General features: G+C 66.9%; 15 protein-coding genes. 13 read left to right on the forward strand and 2 right to left on the reverse strand.

Translation table 11 applies throughout. From position 1 onward, the window contains the following. Positions 1-108: 108 nt before the first annotated feature. The 12 genes from ACN8ZM_RS30035 (at position 109) to ACN8ZM_RS30090 (ending at position 11,966) form a co-directional block, all read left to right on the forward strand. Positions 109-1,224 (forward strand): J domain-containing protein, encoded by a 1,116-nt coding sequence (locus ACN8ZM_RS30035; protein WP_420211591.1) that lies wholly within the window; start codon positions 109-111, stop codon positions 1,222-1,224. 272 nt (positions 1,225-1,496) lie between these two features. Beyond that, entirely contained in the window at positions 1,497-1,811 is a 315-nt protein-coding gene (locus tag ACN8ZM_RS30040; RefSeq protein WP_043179016.1) for a DUF4148 domain-containing protein, read from the forward strand. A gap of 419 nt (positions 1,812-2,230) precedes the next feature. Next, entirely contained in the window at positions 2,231-3,064 is an 834-nt protein-coding gene (locus ACN8ZM_RS30045; protein WP_043179019.1) for a substrate-binding periplasmic protein, read from the forward strand. A 99-nt stretch (positions 3,065-3,163) separates the two neighbouring features. Next, positions 3,164-4,003 carry an amino acid ABC transporter ATP-binding protein gene (locus ACN8ZM_RS30050; RefSeq protein WP_420211592.1) on the forward strand — a complete coding sequence of 280 codons (840 nt, stop codon included), beginning with the start codon at positions 3,164-3,166 and terminating at the stop codon, positions 4,001-4,003. A gap of 10 nt (positions 4,004-4,013) precedes the next feature. Beyond that, on the forward strand, positions 4,014-4,685 hold the full coding sequence (locus tag ACN8ZM_RS30055; RefSeq protein WP_420211593.1) for an amino acid ABC transporter permease: 672 nt from the start codon (positions 4,014-4,016) through the stop codon (positions 4,683-4,685). Between the two features lie 10 nt (positions 4,686-4,695). Then, a complete protein-coding gene (locus tag ACN8ZM_RS30060) occupies positions 4,696-5,361 on the forward strand; it encodes an amino acid ABC transporter permease (RefSeq protein WP_043179023.1) in 666 nt (221 codons plus the stop codon). A 33-nt stretch (positions 5,362-5,394) separates the two neighbouring features. Next, positions 5,395-6,273 carry a dihydrodipicolinate synthase family protein gene (locus ACN8ZM_RS30065; RefSeq protein ID WP_420211594.1) on the forward strand — a complete coding sequence of 293 codons (879 nt, stop codon included), beginning with the start codon at positions 5,395-5,397 and terminating at the stop codon, positions 6,271-6,273. A gap of 56 nt (positions 6,274-6,329) precedes the next feature. Next, entirely contained in the window at positions 6,330-7,346 is a 1,017-nt protein-coding gene (locus ACN8ZM_RS30070) for a 4-hydroxyproline epimerase (RefSeq protein WP_420211595.1), read from the forward strand. Next, positions 7,343-8,635 (forward strand): NAD(P)/FAD-dependent oxidoreductase, encoded by a 1,293-nt coding sequence (locus ACN8ZM_RS30075; protein ID WP_420211596.1) that lies wholly within the window; start codon positions 7,343-7,345, stop codon positions 8,633-8,635. The genes ACN8ZM_RS30070 and ACN8ZM_RS30075 overlap by 4 nt, the downstream gene beginning before the upstream one ends. 15 nt (positions 8,636-8,650) lie before the next feature. Continuing rightward, positions 8,651-10,132, forward strand: coding sequence for an aldehyde dehydrogenase family protein (locus ACN8ZM_RS30080; protein ID WP_420211597.1), 1,482 nt, complete (start codon positions 8,651-8,653; stop codon positions 10,130-10,132). Positions 10,133-10,147: 15 nt separating this feature from the next. Beyond that, positions 10,148-11,194, forward strand: coding sequence for a proline racemase family protein (locus ACN8ZM_RS30085; protein WP_089453964.1), 1,047 nt, complete (start codon positions 10,148-10,150; stop codon positions 11,192-11,194). Positions 11,195-11,258: 64 nt separating this feature from the next. Beyond that, on the forward strand, positions 11,259-11,966 hold the full coding sequence (locus ACN8ZM_RS30090; RefSeq protein WP_301768598.1) for a GntR family transcriptional regulator: 708 nt from the start codon (positions 11,259-11,261) through the stop codon (positions 11,964-11,966). A gap of 105 nt (positions 11,967-12,071) precedes the next feature. Here the strand turns inward: ACN8ZM_RS30090 and ACN8ZM_RS30095 are convergent, their stop codons facing one another. Both ACN8ZM_RS30095 and plcR read right to left on the reverse strand, forming a co-directional pair. Next, positions 12,072-13,448 (reverse strand): pectin acetylesterase-family hydrolase, encoded by a 1,377-nt coding sequence (locus ACN8ZM_RS30095; protein WP_420211598.1) that lies wholly within the window; start codon positions 13,446-13,448, stop codon positions 12,072-12,074. A gap of 66 nt (positions 13,449-13,514) precedes the next feature. Further along, positions 13,515-14,228, reverse strand: a complete 714-nt coding sequence (gene plcR, locus ACN8ZM_RS30100) for a phospholipase C accessory protein PlcR (protein ID WP_301768600.1) — start codon at positions 14,226-14,228, stop codon at positions 13,515-13,517. Positions 14,229-14,658: 430 nt separating this feature from the next. Here plcR and ACN8ZM_RS30105 point away from each other — a divergent pair, with 430 nt between their 5' ends. After that, a complete protein-coding gene (locus ACN8ZM_RS30105; RefSeq protein ID WP_420211599.1) occupies positions 14,659-15,885 on the forward strand; it encodes an amino acid deaminase/aldolase in 1,227 nt (408 codons plus the stop codon). Positions 15,886-15,905 lie beyond the last annotated feature (20 nt).

The raw sequence follows: 15,905 nt of genomic DNA on the forward strand, positions 1-15,905 counted from the left end.
CGCGCGGCCGGTCGCTGCGGGGGAGCACGCCCATCCGGGCTACCCCGCAGGACAACCGGCTAAAATACCGGCCTGCTGCGCGTCCTGCCGCGGCCGGAGGACATTCACATGACCGCACGTCGCGGAACAGCGGTCGCCATCGCGCCCGGCCACGAGACAGCCAGCCTGTCGAAAGCCCAGAAAGCGTTCAATACGCTCGTCCAGCAGATCGAGAAGCGGCGCGAGCGTCTCGGCGCGTGGGAAGCCGTGATGCCGGTCTTCCAGAAGAAATTCGTCGACGAGTTGTTACCGCTCGAACAGACGTCGACCGCGCTGCGGATCCGGTTGCTGAATCAGCTCGACGACGCATACCTGCAGAAGGGATTGAGCAAGGCCGAGCAGCGTACCCTTTCCGGGATGATTGCCAACATGGCTCGCGACTTGCTCGACTTCAGCGACGACGCGCAGTTGAAGGCCATCCACGACCGGCACAGCGCGGCCGAGCACGACGGCAACGTAGCAGACGAGCCGGAACCGAAGGCCGAATCGGAATCGACGCCCGGCGTGACAGCGGCAGACGATCTCGATTCGCTGTCGCCCGAAGAACTCATGGCGCGCATGCAGGCCGAACTGGACGAACAGTTCGAGCGGGACATGGCCGAGCACGCGGCCCGCGAGGCCCAGCGCGCCAAGCGCAAGAAAGCACCCCGGCAATCCGCCGCGCTGGCGAAACGCGAAGCCGAGCAGGCCGAAGCGAGCCGGTCGATCCGCGAGGTCTATCGCAAGCTGGCGAGCGCGCTGCACCCCGATCGCGAGACCGATCCCCGGGAACAGGAACGCAAGACCGTGCTGATGCAGCGGGTCAACCACGCTTATGCGAACGGCAAGCTCCTGCAACTGCTGGAGCTGCAACTGGAGATCGAACAGATCGACCGGCACGCGATCAACGGCCTCGGCGAAGATCGGCTCGCGCGCTACAACGGCATCCTGGAAGATCAGCTTCGCGAGCTGGATCAGGAGATCCAGGACGTCGAGACCGGATTCCGGCGGACTTACGGGATTGCGCCGTCCGTCAAGGTCGCGCCCGATACCATCATGCGCATGCTCACGCGCGACATCGCGGGCACTCAGCGCAGCATCCACGACCTGAACCTCACGCTGCGCGAGTTCGACGATCCGGCCAACGTCAAGGACTGGCTGAAGGACATGAAGCGCCAGCGGGCATTCCCGCGCTTCGACGATTAGCCGTGCCGGGCAGGCATGCGTCTGCCCGCAGAACATCGAATGCATAGCCAGCCTGACGGAATGGCTGCGCGCCCCTCATCGATCGGCATTCCGCGCTAAAAAACCAGGCAACAAGCGGCTACCCCGGACATCGCGCGTCACCCACTCTCACGTATTCAGGAACACAGCTGGTCAGGAATCGCCGTTTATCCGGCCGTTCCGGGTTCCTAAACTTGTCTCGTCGGTTCAGCCAGCAAACACGCCGAACCGCAACGAAACCGTCTGAGGAAATCGTGAAATCCATCATCGTCACCATCGCCACCGTTGCCGCTACCGCCACCGCTCTTCTCGCCGCACCGACTGTCTCGTACGCGCAGTCGTCGCACTCGACGCTCACTCGTGCACAGGTGCGCCAGGAGCTGTTCGATCTCGAGTCGGTCGGCTATGAGCCGACCGCCGGCGACGGCGACAACTATCCGGGCGACATCGTCGCCGCGCAGGAGCGTCTGGCTGCCAAGCGGCTCGCCGAGCACAAGAGCGCCGAAGCAGCCTACGGGTCGAACGGTGTGCCGGGCGTGGAGGCGGGTGCGCCGGCGGTGAAGCAATAACGCGCCGCAAGTCGCTGCGGGGAGAGCTCTCTCCCCCGCCGCCAACCTGAAACAACGACGCCGTCGGCGGACAACGCGACGGCATCCGACCGCCTCTCCACCGCGACAGCGGTTTCACCACACCCCGCACTCGCCCGCCCGCCACCGCCACCGGCTGGCCTTTCTGCACACCGGGCACCCCGCCCGCCCCTCGTCTCGCCCCCTTTCCCTCGCGCTCCGGCGCACCGCCCCCCCACCGGCCCCACGCAACCCGCGCCCGGCACCCGGGGAAAACCCCGCCTCCCCACAGGACAACTTCTCGTTGACACAGCGATTTTTGCCCTTCTAATATGCACACAATGTTGTACACAATAAAACACACAGAATTGTGTGTCAGATAGTGCAGGCATGCGGGTTTACCCATCTCCAGTGAGGACACCATGAATCGACTGTCTCGTTTCTCTCGTCAAATCGCCGTGTGCACGGCGGTGGCCGCATCGCTGTTCGCCGCCACCGCATCGCATGCCGCCGGGCCCGACGCGTGGGCCGGCGTGAAAAAGGCAGGCGTCCTGCGCTGCGGCGCCGCGGTCGCGCCCCCGTACGTGATGCGCGACCCGAAAACCGGCGCGTACAGCGGCTTCTTCTCGGATCTGTGCCGCGATTTCGGGCAGAACGTGCTGAAGGTGAAGGTCGAGTTCGTCGACACGAGCTGGGACAACATCGTGGCCGGCCTGCAGTCGGACAAGTGGGACCTGTCGCTCGCGCTGAACGACACGCCCGAACGCGAAAAGGCGGTCGCCTTCTCCGCGCCGGCGACCGACTACAACGTCTCGTTCGTCTACAACAAGAACAACCCGCGGGTCCCGAAGAACCTTCGCTCGATCGCCGACATCGACAAGCCGACCCTCACGATCGCGGTGATGTCGGGCACGTCGCAGGACAAGGCGATTTCCGCCGAACTGAAGCAGGCGCGGATCATGCGGCTGCCCGGCAACGACGAGACGCGCCTGTCGCTGATCTCGAAGCGCGCCGACCTGCTCGCGGACGCCAACATCACCAACATGCTGCTGACGGAAGCGCATCCGGACTGGTCGGCCAGCTTCAACCCGGCGCCGCCCCTCGCCCAGCAGGAAGTCGCGTTCGGCCTGCGCAAGGACACGCCGAAAGCCGACCTCGACGTGCTCAACGGCTACCTCGCACAACAGATCAAATCCGGTGCGGTGAACCGCCTCATCAAGACCTCCGTACAAGCCATGCTGGTTCCCGGCAAGTAAGCGAGCGTCGCGCAAGCAGGCCTGGCGCACCGTCGACGGGCTTCGATTTTCCGATTCGCACCTGGCGCGCCGACATCGGGCGCCACAGGAGAGACAGTCATGTTGTCGCCTCAAACGACGGCCGTCAGGTCGGCCATGCATCCCCTTTCGACGACGCATTTCGCCGCGTCCGCGCCGGCGAGCGATTTCGTGCGGCTGCGCGACGTCCACAAGTCATACGGCGCGAACCTCGTCGTCATGGACGGCATGAGCCTCGACATGCGCGCCGACGACCGGCTCGTCATCATCGGCCCGAGCGGCAGCGGCAAGAGCTCGCTGCTGCGCGTGATGATGGGGCTGGAAGGTATCCAGCACGGCGAGATCGCGTTCCAGGGCGCGCCGTACATCCGTGGCGGCGACGCGCGCGGCGGGTGGCGCATCGACGCGAAGCTGCAGAAGCAGGTCGGCATGGTGTTTCAGCACTACACGCTGTTTCCGCACCTGTCGGTGCTGGGCAACCTGATCCTCGCACCGGTGCGCGTCGGCGGGCTGTCGAAGGCGGAAGCCACCGAGCGCGCGCGCATGTATCTCGCGCGCCTCGGCCTCGAAAGCAAGCTGCACGCCTATCCGAGCCAGCTCTCCGGCGGCCAGAAACAGCGCGTGGCAATCGCGCGCGCGCTGATGCTCGAACCGAAGCTGATGCTGTTCGACGAAGTGACGTCCGCGCTCGATCCGGAGATGGTCGTCGAAGTTCAGAACGTGATGCTGCAGCTCGCCGAGCAGAAGATGGCGATGATCATCGTCACGCACGACATGCACTTCGCACGGGACATCGCGACGCGCGTCGTGTTCTGCGCGAACGGCAAGATCGTCGAGGAAGGTGCGCCGGACCAGATCTTCAAGTGTCCGAAGGAAGCCCGCACGCGGGAATTCCTCGAAAAAGTCCTGCATCTCGACTGAGGCCGAAGCCATGAACTACCACTTCGATTTCAGTTTCCTCGCCGGCAGTATCGGTGCGCTGATCGACGGGCTGAAAGTCACCGTCGTGCTGGCCGTCGCGGCGAACGCGATGGGCCTCGTGCTCGGCTTCGTGCTGTGTCTGCTCGCGATGAGCCGCTGGACGATCGTGCGCTGGCCGGCCCAGCTCTTCATCGAATTCTTCCGCTGTACGCCTGCGCTGCTGCAGATCATCTGGTTCTTCTACTGCGTCCCGATGATGGTCGACGTCTTCATCGACCCGATCACGATGGGCGTGCTCGCCCTTGGCCTGAACCTCACCGCGTTCAACGCGGAGGCCTATCGCGCCGGCGTGCAGGCGGTGCCGAAGGAACATCTGGACGCCGCGGTGGCGCTCGGCCTGCGGCCGTGGCAACGCACGATCTACGTCGTGCTGCCGCAAGCGCTGCGCAGTGCGATGCCGGTGCTGCTGACGAACGGCATCGGCAGCCTGCAGCAAAGCGCGCTGGTCGCGATCGTCGCGGTGGCCGACCTGATGTACGTCGCGAAGAGCATCGCGACCGAAGCGTACCGGCCGCTCGAAACCTACTCGGTGGTCGCGCTCGTGTATTTCGCGCTGTCGCTGCCGATCGCGAAACTCGTCCACGTCATCGAGCGCCGTCAGGACGTCGCCGTCCAGCGCTGAGGAGCCCGTCGTGAACCTCGATTTTTCCGTCGTCTGGCCGTACTGGCTCGTGCTCGCGAAAGGCCTCGGGCTGACGCTCGCGTTCACCGTGACCTGCGCGATCGTCGGCAGCCTGCTCGGCTTCGTGCTGAGCCTGCTGCGCATGTCGCCGTCGCGCTGGCTGCGCGGGCCGGTCACCGCGTTCGTCGAATTCTTCCGCGGCACGCCGCTGCTGATCCAGCTGTTCTGGGTGTTCTTCTGCTTCCCGGTCGTGCTGCGGCTGCCGATCCCGCCGTACCTGTCGGTGCTGATCTCGCTGACGCTGTACATGGCCGCGATCACGAGCGAAACGTTCCGCGGCTCGCTGAAATCGATCGCCGGCGAGCAGCACGACGCGTGCATCGCGCTCAGCCTGTCGCCGCACGTGAAGATCGTCTACGTGATCTTTCCGCAGGCGCTGTTGCGCGCGATTCCGCCGCTGCTGTCGAACGTCGTGAGCCTGTTCAAGGAGAGCGCGCTCATTTCGTCGGTAGGGATCGCCGACCTGATGTTCGTCGGCCAGAACGTATCGAACAGCACGGCGCGCCCCGTCGAGTTCCTGACGACGGTTGCCGTCATCTATTTCCTCGTCGCCTTTCCGCTGACCCGCCTGGTCGGCGTAGTGGAGTCCAGGATGCTCAGGCGCTATGCCTATTAACTCGCAACGCTCTCATCAAGCCGGAGAAATCTCATGCAACTGAAAGGCATTCTGCCCGCACTCGTTACGCCGTTCGACGCATCGGGCGCGGTCGACCACGACACGCTCGCGTCGATCCTCGAATATCAGCTCGCCGCGGGCGTCAGCGGCTTCGTACCGCTGGGCTCGACGGGCGAATACTACGCGCTCACGCACGACGAGCGCCGCGCGGTGATGAAGACCGTGCGCGAAGTGGTCGGCAACCGCGGCACGCTGATCGCCGGCGCGAATGGCTCGTCGACGCGGGAAGTGATCGAGCAGGTGCGCCAGGCGCGCGATGCCGGCTACACGAACATCCTGATCGCGCCGCCGTACTATGCGCTGCCGTCGCAGGACGAACTGATCGGGCACTACGAAGCGATTCTCGCCGCGGTGACCGACGTGAACGTGATCCTGTACAACTACCCGGTGCGCACGAACGTCGAGGTCGGCTTTGGCGTGCTCGACGCGCTCAAGGATCATCCGCGGGTGATCGGCATCAAGGAAAGCAGCGGCAATCTGCTGCGCGCGATCGAGATCGGCGGCAAGTACCGCGATCACTATCAGCTGTCGTGCGGCTCGGACGACCAGGCGCTCGACTTTTTCCTGTGGGGCGCGACGAGCTGGATCTGCGGGCCCGCGAACTGCTTCGCGAAACAGGTCGTGAGCTTCTACGACAAGTTCTCGGCCGGCGACATCGCAGGCGCGCAGAATGTGATGCGCTCGCTGTTCCCGGTGATGGCGAGCATGGAGTCGGGCAAGTTCATCCAGAAGGTCAAGTACGGCTGCGAGCTGGCCGGCTTCAAGGTCGGCAACGCGCGCATGCCGCTGCAGCCGCTGACCGACCAGGAGAAGGCGGCCTTCCGCGCGGTCTTCGAGGCGTCGCAGGCATAACGCGCACCCGTACCGGCGCCGCGTGGCGCCGGTACGTCGACCGAGGGCATCCCAACATGACGATTCACAGCTTTACCTGTATCGAAGGCCATACCGAAGGCATGCCGGTGCGGATGGTGATCGACGGCGCGCCGGCGCTGCAGGGCGCGACGATGAACGCACGCCGCGAGGATTTCGTCGCGCATCACGACTGGGTTCGCCGCACGCTGATGCTGGAGCCGCGCGGCCACGCCCACATGTCGGGCACGATCTTCTATCCGCCCGTCAGCGACAACGCCGATTTCAGCCTGCTGTTCATCGAGACGTCGGGCTGCCTGCCGATGTGCGGTCACGCGACGATCGGCTCGATCGCGTTTGCGATCGAGGAGCGCCTCGTCGTGCCAAAGCAACCGGGTACGGTCACCGTCGACGTGCCGGCCGGGCAGATCGTCGCGCGCTACGAGATGAACGGCGAGCGCGTGAGCGCGGTGCGCTTCACCAACGTGCCGAGCTTCCTGCTCGCACGCGACATCGAGATCGCGATTCCGGCGCTCGGCACGCTGGCCGTCGATATCGCGTACGGCGGAAACTTCTATCCGATCGTCGAGGTTCAGCCGAACTTCCCCGGTTGCGAACACTTCACGCCGGACGAACTGCTCGCATATGGCCGTGATGTACAACGCGCGGTGAACGACGCGATCGACGTCGTGCATCCCGACCATCCAGCCATTCGCGGCATCCGGCATTGCATGTGGACCGGCAAGCCGATCGCGGCCGACGCCCACGGGCGCGCAGTGGTGATCGCCGGCGACAGTCTCGTCGACCGGTCGCCGTGCGGCACCGGCAGTTCGGCACGCGTCGCGCAGCGCTTCGCGCGTGGCTGGCTGAACGCGGGCGAAGCGTATTGCCATGAAAGCCTGATCGGCAGCCGCTTCATCGGCTGCGTCGAATCGGTCACGCGCCTCGACAGCGGGCTCGACGCCGTGCGGCCGAGCATCGAGGGGCGCGCCTGGGTGACGGGCCGCGCGCAGTATCGCGTCGATTCGTCTCAACCGTATGCGCACGGCTTCAGCCTGCAGGAGTTCGTCAATTGAACGCGATTCCGCGAGACCATGCACCCGCCTCGCCCGGCGTGGCACGCGATGAAACGGCCGTCGTGATCGGCGGTGGAATCGTCGGCGTGTGCTGCGCGCTCTATCTGCAGCGCGACGGGTACGCCGTCACGTTGATCGATCCGGCCGCCCCTGGCGACAGCACCGCGAAATGGAGTTGCGGCCAGATGGCGGTCAGCGAGGTCATCCCGCTGTCGAAGCCGGGCATCCTGATGAAGGTTCCGCGCTGGCTGATGGACCAGAAGGGGCCGCTTGCGCTGCGGCCGGGCGCACTGCCGGGCATCCTGCCGTGGTTCTTCCGCTTCGTCGCATCGGCCCGCCACGCGAAGATCGTATCGATCGCGCAGGCGATGGCCACGCTGACCCATGACGTCTACCCCGACTATGCGCCGCTGCTCGATGCATGCGGCGACCGCGCGCTGCTGGGCCAGCGCCCGGTGCTCGAAGTGTTCGACGATCCGGCCGGCATCACGCACGAGCAACCGCATCTGGACCTGCGGCAATCGCTGGGGTTCCAGTCGCAGCGACTGACTGCGGCGGACATCGGCGACCTGGAGCCAGCACTCGCCGGCCGGTTCCGGCACGGGCTGCTGTTTCCCGACTGGCGTGCGGTCAGCGATACCGAGGGCTTCATCGCGGCGCTGACGGCCAGCTTCGAAGCGCAAGGCGGACGCCGCATCCGCGCGAACGCCGCACGCATCGACGAGGCGTCCGGACGCGCGACGGGCGTGACACTGGCGAACGGCGAGCGCATTGCGGCCGACCATGTCGTCGTCGCGGCCGGCACCGGCGCGCGGCAGTTCTTCGACCAGCTCGGCGTGCGCGTGCCGCTCGAAGGCATCGCCGGCTATCAGGCGCTGCTCGCCGACCCGGGTGTCGAATTCCGTCACTCGGTGATCTACGCGGACGGCGGCTTCTGCTTCAGTCCGATGACACGTGGCCTGCAGATCGGCGGCACGATCGAGTTCGCCGGTCGCCATGCGCAACCGAACTTCCGGCGCGCGGACATCATCCTGGAAAAGGCCCGACGCATCCTGCCCGAGCTGCGGACCGCGCGCGTCGAGTACGGCGTCGGCTATCGACCGTTCCTGCCCGACACGAAGCCGGTGATCGACCGCTCGAAGCGGCTACCCAACACCTACATGGCCTTCGGCCACGGCCAGCTCGGCCTCACGCTCGGCGCGACGACCGGCCGCCTGATCGGCGACCTTGTCGCGGGCCGGCCGACCCGGCAGGATCTGTCGCCGTTCAGTGCCTATCGTTTCGCCTGACATTCGAGACCTTTCATGCAAACCTACGAACGACTTTTCATCGACGGCCGCTGGGTAGCGCCCGTCCAAGGCCATACCTTCGACTCGATCGACCCGAGCAACGAAACCGTGATCGCAAAGGTGGCGGCCGCCACCGCCGAAGACATCGACCTCGCCGTCACCGCGGCGCGGCGCGCGTTCGACGAAGGCCCGTGGCCGCGCATGACCGGCGCCGAACGCGCCGCCGTGCTGCGTGCGATCGCGCAGGGCATGCGCGACCGCCTGCCGGAACTGGCCGAGCTCGAAGTGCGCGACAACGGCAAGCCGCTGCCCGAGGCACTGTGGGATCTCGGCGATGCCGCCGGCTGCTTCGACTTCTATGCGGGACTGGCCGAACAGCTCGACGGCAACGCCGAAACCCCGGTGCCGCTGGCCGACGCGCGCTTCAGCACGGTCGTCCGCAAGGAGCCGATCGGCGTGGCCGGCGCGATCATCCCGTGGAATTTTCCGCTGCTGATGGCCGCGTGGAAGGTCGCGCCCGCACTCGCGGCCGGCTGCACGATGGTGCTCAAGCCGTCCGAGCTGACGCCGCTCACCGCGCTGGAACTGGCCGGCATCGCCGACGCGGCCGGGCTGCCGGCCGGCGTGCTGAACGTCGTGACGGGCCTCGGCGCGGACGCCGGCGCGCCGCTCGCCGAACATCCGGGCATCGACAAGCTCGCGTTCACCGGCAGCGTGCCGACCGGCAGCCGGATCATGCAGGCCGCCGCACGCGACATCAAGAACGTGAGCCTCGAACTCGGCGGCAAGTCGCCGTTCATCGTGTTCGGCGACAGCGATCTCGAAGCGGCCGTCGAATGGATCCTGTTCGGCATCTTCTGGAACCAGGGCGAAGTGTGTTCGGCCACGTCGCGCGTGCTCGTCGAACGCTCGCTGTACGCGCCGCTCGTCGAGCGGCTCGCGCAGGAAGCGCGCAAAATCAGGATCGGCAACGGCCGCGACGACGGCGTGCTGCTCGGGCCGCTGGTGAGCCGCGGCCAGTACGACAAGGTGTTGACGGCCATCGCCCGCGGCCGAGAAGAAGGTGCGCGACTCGTGACCGGCGGCGGCCGGCCTGCGCATCTCGAACGCGGGTACTTCGTCGAACCGGCCGTCTTCGCCGACGTGCCGGAAGACAGCTGGATCTGGCGCGAGGAGATTTTCGGGCCGGTCGTGTGCGTGCGGCCGTTCGATACGGAAGACGAAGCGGTGCGTTCGGCCAATGACTCGCGCTTCGGTCTCGCCGCGGCGGTCATGTCGGCCGACCTGCCGCGCTGCGAACGCGTCGCCCGCGCGATGCGCGCGGGCATCGTCTGGATCAACTGCTCGCAGCCGACGTTTACGGAAGCACCGTGGGGCGGCTACAAGCAGAGCGGTATCGGGCGCGAACTCGGCGAGTGGGGGCTGAACAACTACCTCGAGATCAAGCAGATCACGCGCTACGACAGCGACAAGCCGTGGGGCTGGTACATCAAGTAAGAAGGTGAATCGATCATGCGCTGGAACAAAACGCTGCAGCTCGTCGACGTGCATTGCGAGGGCGAGATCGGCAAGGTCATCACCGGCGGCGTCCTCGACGTGCCGGGCAAGACCATGCTCGACAAGATGAACCACATCAACGAGACCGACGACAGCCTGCGGCGGCTCGTCGTACTCGAACCGCGCGGCTGCCTGCAGATGTCGGTCAATCTGCTGCTGCCGCCGACGCGGCCGGAAGCCCAGGCCGGCTTCATCGTGCTGCAGGCCGACAAGGCACACCCGATGTCGGGCAGCAACTGCATCTGCGTCGTGACGGCGCTGCTCGAACTCGGCATGGTGCCGATGCAGGCGCCCGAGACGACGGTCGTGCTCGACACGCCGGCCGGGCTCGTCACGGCGCGCGCGACGTGTCGCGACGGCCGCTGCGTCGGCGTATCGCTCGACATGGTGCCGTCGTTCGTCGAACACCTCGACGTCGACGTTCACACGCAGGAATTCGGCACGATCAAGGCCGACATCGCGTTCGGCGGCGTGTACTACGCGCTCGTCGACGTCGACCAGATCGGGCTCGACATCGCGCCGGACAACGCACGGCAGCTCGCGACGCACGGCGTGCGGCTCAAGGAAATCATCAACCGGCAGGTCGCCGTGCAGCATCCGCTTTACCCGGACATCAACGAAGTCGCGTACGTGATGTTCCGCAATCGGGTCGACGACACGGTGTACCAGACCTGCACGACGCTGCCGCCCGGCCGGGTCGACCGGTCGCCGTGCGGCACCGGCAGCTCGGCCAATCTGGCCACGCTCGCCGCCCGCGGGCGTGTACAGGTCGGCGATCGCCTCACGTCGCGTTCCACGATCGGCGGGGAATTCCGCGTCGAACTGCTGGGCACGACCGAAGTGGGCGGCAAGCCGGCGGTATTGCCGCGCGTGACCGGGCGCGCGTGGGTGTTCGGGTTTCAGCAGCTCGGCGTCGATCCCGACGATCCGCTGGCCGCGGGGTTCATGCTGAGCGACACGTGGGGTGACGGATTCGGGCCTTCGGCACCGTCAGGCACGTGAGGGCGCGATGCTAAACTCCAGAGCGCGCCCGGCGACCCGGGCCGATTACAGGAAGGGTGGCGAGATGAGCAAAGAGGCCGTTGAAACAGAAGGTGGCGGCCGCCGGCACGGCGGGCGGTATGTGTATGAGGAATTGCGCAAGCAGATCCTGACGCTCAAGCTGAAGCCCGGCGTGCAACTCGACGAAATCTCGCTGGCCGCGCAGTTCGGCCTGTCGCGCTCGCCGGTGCGCGACGCCATTGCGCGGCTGAGCAGCGAGGGGCTCGTCACGGTCCTGCCGAACCGCACGACGCTCGTCACGCCATTCGAGATCGAGGAATTCCCGAAATACATCTCGGCGCTCGACCTGATCCAGCGCGCCGTCACGCGGCTCGCGGCCACGCAGCGCTCCGAAGCCGATCTCGCGAAAATCCGCAAGGCCGACGACATCTACATGGAGGCCGTCGCGAGCGGCGACTTCCAGGCGATGTCGGAGACCAACAAGGCGCTCCACATGGCGATCGCGCACGCCGCGAACAACCCGTATTTCGTCGGCTACTACGAACGGCTGCTCGGCGAAGGGCAGCGCCTGCTCCATCTGCATTTCGACTTCACGGTCAGTTCGCCGACCGCGGCCAAGCTCGGCCGCGACCACGACGAACTGATCGATGCGATCGCGCGGCGTGACGCCGATGCCGCCGAACGCGCCGCGCACGAGCACACGATGCTGTTCCAGAAGCGATTCCTCGACTACATGAAGCAGAACATGACGGAATCGATGGCGGTGCTGTAACGCACCGGCATCGGTGCCTGCGTCGCCGCAACGATGCAGGCAAGCGGCCCTGCGGGCAGGCCGCCGCCCGTCGTCACTGCCCGCTCGGCGGGCAAGCCCGCCCCCTCACGCCTTGTGCCCCGAGATCGGCCCCGCCTCACCGGTCAGGTTGAACACACTGTCGATCCACGCAAGAAACGTCGAGAACGTGAAATCCGACCACTGCTGCGTGCGGAACGCCTTCATCACCGGCGTTTCGGCCGGGTCCTGCTGGTTCAGCAGGTTGTCGACGAACGTGCCGATATCCGCGTCGATGCCGTTCTCGTGGATCCCCGACCCGGTAAAGCTGACCGCCGTCACCTGGTGGTTGTCGATGAAGTCGTTGCGCGCCCACGGCATGAAGTAGCCGAAGTTCGGCAGCGGGTTCAGCGTCTGCTTCAGCCCGTCCAGCTCCTGGTCGAACATCGCGAGCGACAGCGCATCCTTGGTCGTGTCGTCGGGCGCCGCGATCACGGCCGGCACGAACGCGCGATAGTGGTACGCGGCGATGATCTTGTCGCGCTGGTAGCTCGAGAAGCCGAAGCGGTCGTGCGGATACGTCGCCGACAGCGCCGCGTACGCGCTGCCCATGTTGCCCGGATCGAAATGGCTGGTCAGCCGGCTGTTCACGGTGATCATCCCGTCGGGGCCCGTCATTCCCCACTCGGTGCGCACCCGGTCGTACAGGCCGACCGACGGATGGGTGGCCGCGTCCGCATCGAACGGCGTGTTGAACACCGTGCCGGCGTCGTCGAGCAGCGAACTATGCGCCTGCGGCTGCAACGTGTTGCGCAACGTCGCGTAGTTCGCGAGCGTGCCGTAGCCGCCCGCGCTCATCCCGTACACGAGCAGCCGGTTCGGTTTGCCGAAGCCGTGCGACGTCAGCCACTGCGCGACGGCCTGGATGTTCTTCAGCCCGCTGTAGTGCTGCAGCCGCCAGTCGCCGCTCGGCGACGTGTAGTTGCGCACCGCGCTGCCCATGTGGATATCCCCGGTGCAATAGGGCACGAAAACCTGTGTCCACTGCTGCGTCTCGACCTTCGGTTCGCCGACGAGGATGTGCGCGAGATCCATGCGCGTGAGCAGCGGCGACAGGAACGACGACAGCAGGCTCTCGTTCGCGGTGCCGTTCATGTAGTTGTGCGGGATGCCGTCCGGGTTGAAGCCGCCGAGGCCGGCCTCGGCGCCGGTCGACGTCTGCGTGCAGGTGCCGTAGTCCCAGCACGCGCCGCCCGGTTCCATCATGTACAGCAGGTTGTCCGACTGCGCGCGATTGACGTAGAAGCGCATCGGCGTGCCGTTGCCGCACGATGCACCGGTACTCTCCGGCAGCGTCACTTCGTACCACGAATAATATGGAATGGCCGGATCCGGCATCGTCGTATCGGCCGCGTGGCCGTTCAGTGCCGCGCAACCGAGCAGCGCGGCAACGGCCGCGCGCAGCAGGCATCGTGCTGTGGACATCTCCCCTCCTTGTCGATGGACATGACGCGGCTGCCGGGCTCCGTCCCGGCGTCGCGGATTCGGCGCTCAGTGCGCGCCGGACGGTGAAGCGCCGTCGAACAGCTGGACGCGCAAAGCCTGCAGGCGCTGCGCGATGACGGCTTGTTGCTGGTCGGGATCGGGAATGCTCGCCTGAACCTGCCGGACGACGTCGCGGCTTTGCTGTTCGTACGAGAGATAGCGCGGGTCCTGCGCCGGCGACGGGCCGACCGTCTGCTGCGCATACGTGTCCCATTGCGCACGCATCGAGCGGATCGCCGCACTGCGCGTCGCGGGGTCGGCTTCGGTGTCGGTCAGCAGCGCCGCGCTCAGCGCTTCGGCCTGCACGGGCACGATCTCGTTGCGCGCGACGTGGTCGGGGAGTTCGTCGAGGATCCGGCGCGCGAGCGCGGTGCGCTCGGCTTGCGGCATGCTGTTGCGGCGATCCCCATACGCGGCAACCTCATCGCGAAAGCGCGCAAACGCGACGATGCGTTTCACTTCGGCATCCGCGTCGGGGCGCCCGTCAAGGCTACGGCGCAGCGCGTCGACGTCGAGCCGCCGCTCCTCGGGGCCGGGCAACGCGGCGCCGGTGCCGAACGTATCGGCCGCGGCGGACTGCGTGCTCGCCATCGCGGCCGGTGTGCCGGATGACGCGGCTTGCGCCGGTGTCGCCGCTTCATATCGCCAGATTGCAACGACGGCCACGCCGACCGCCGCGATCGCGCCCGTGCGCCGCCAGAGTGCCCTGTTCTTTTTCACGTCGCCTCCTCGTCACGTCACGCCATTCTTCGCCGCTGCATCCGCGAGTAGGTTCTAGGTCGAATCCGGCATGCAGTCAAAAGCGGCGCTAGAACGCAGGCACTAAACCTGCTCGCATCGGCCACGTCCGACAAAACGTTTGAAACGCATTTCATTGCCGCCCGGCCAACCGCGTGATGTCGCGCACCAAGCCCGTCCGGCGGCGGTTCGGGCCTGTACGTGGCGTGGGCGCCGCGACACCAAGCAAGCAGCGATCCAGCGGTGCGACGCACGACCGCCGTGCATGCGCGTGGCCGATACGGATGGCCGGATCAGACCCGTCGAACGACCCGCTGAGCGCTTGGTCGCCATTTTGACCCGCCCTATGCTGATTTCCGACACGCGCCGAACGGTCGGCGCGACGCACACCCCACCCAGCCGAGCCCGTTCCATGAGCCGTGCAGACCTGCCACATCGCGCACCCGCCGCCGTTCACGACTATCCGACCTATCGCGACGCGCTCGCGGGCCACCGGCTGCCCGCCGCATTCGTCGATCTCGACTGCCTCGACGCGAACCTCGCCGACCTGAAGCGCCGCGCACGCGGCCTGCCGATCCGGCTCGCGACGAAGTCGGTGCGCTCGCGCGACCTGATCGGCGCAGTGCTCGCCGCCGGCCCGTTCATGCAGGGGCTGCTGTGCTATTCGGCCGCGGAAGCCGCGTGGCTCGCGGACGGCGGGTTCGACGACATCGTCGTCGCGTATCCGACCGTCGAGCCCGACGACCTGCGCGCGGTGGCCGCGCAACTCAGGCGGGGCCGCTCGATCACGTTGATGGTCGACGCCATCGCGCAGGTCGACGCGATCGACCGCCTCGCGCACGACGCACGCGTGACGATCCCGCTCGCGATCGATCTCGACATGTCGTCCGCTTATCCGGGCCTGTACTTCGGCATGTACCGCTCGCCGGTGCGCGACGCGGCCGGCGCCCTCGCGCTCGCGAACCATATCGGCGAACGGCAGCACGTGCGGCTCGACGGGCTGATGGGCTACGAAGGGCAGATCGCCGGCGTGGCCGACACGGAGCCGGGCAGCGGTGCGCGCAACGCGCTGGTGCGCCACCTGAAGCGCCGCTCGGCGCGTGAGATCAACGCGCGCCGCCAGGCGGCCGTGCAGGCACTCGCGGCGGCGGGCCATACGTTGCGCTTCGTGAACGGCGGCGGCACCGGCAGTATCGAAAGCACGCTCGGCGACGCGTCGGTCACCGAGCTTGCGGCCGGCTCCGGCCTCTACGCGCCGGCGCTGTTCGATCACTACGCGGCGTTTCATGCGCAGCCGGCCGCCGGCTTCGCGCTGCCGGTCGTACGGATCCCTCAGCCGGGCATCGTGACCTGCTCGGGCGGCGGCTATATCGCATCGGGCCCGGCCGGCAAGAGCCGCCTGCCGCGGCCGTGGCTGCCGGCCGGCTGCACGCTGATCGACAACGAAGGCGCGGGCGAGGTGCAAACGCCCGTGCGCGTGCCGCGCGGCGTCGCGCCGGCGATCGGCGAGCCGATCCTGTTCCGCCACGCGAAGGCCGGCGAACTGTGCGAACGCTTCAACTCGCTGCTGCTGATCCGCGGCGGCCGCGTGGTCGGCGAGGCGCCCACCTATCGCGGCGAAGGCAAGAGCTTCTTCTAGCGGGCCACACGGCCCGTCGA

It is taken from the genome of Burkholderia aenigmatica, assembly GCF_048627025.1.
Lineage (GTDB): Bacteria > Pseudomonadota > Gammaproteobacteria > Burkholderiales > Burkholderiaceae > Burkholderia > Burkholderia aenigmatica.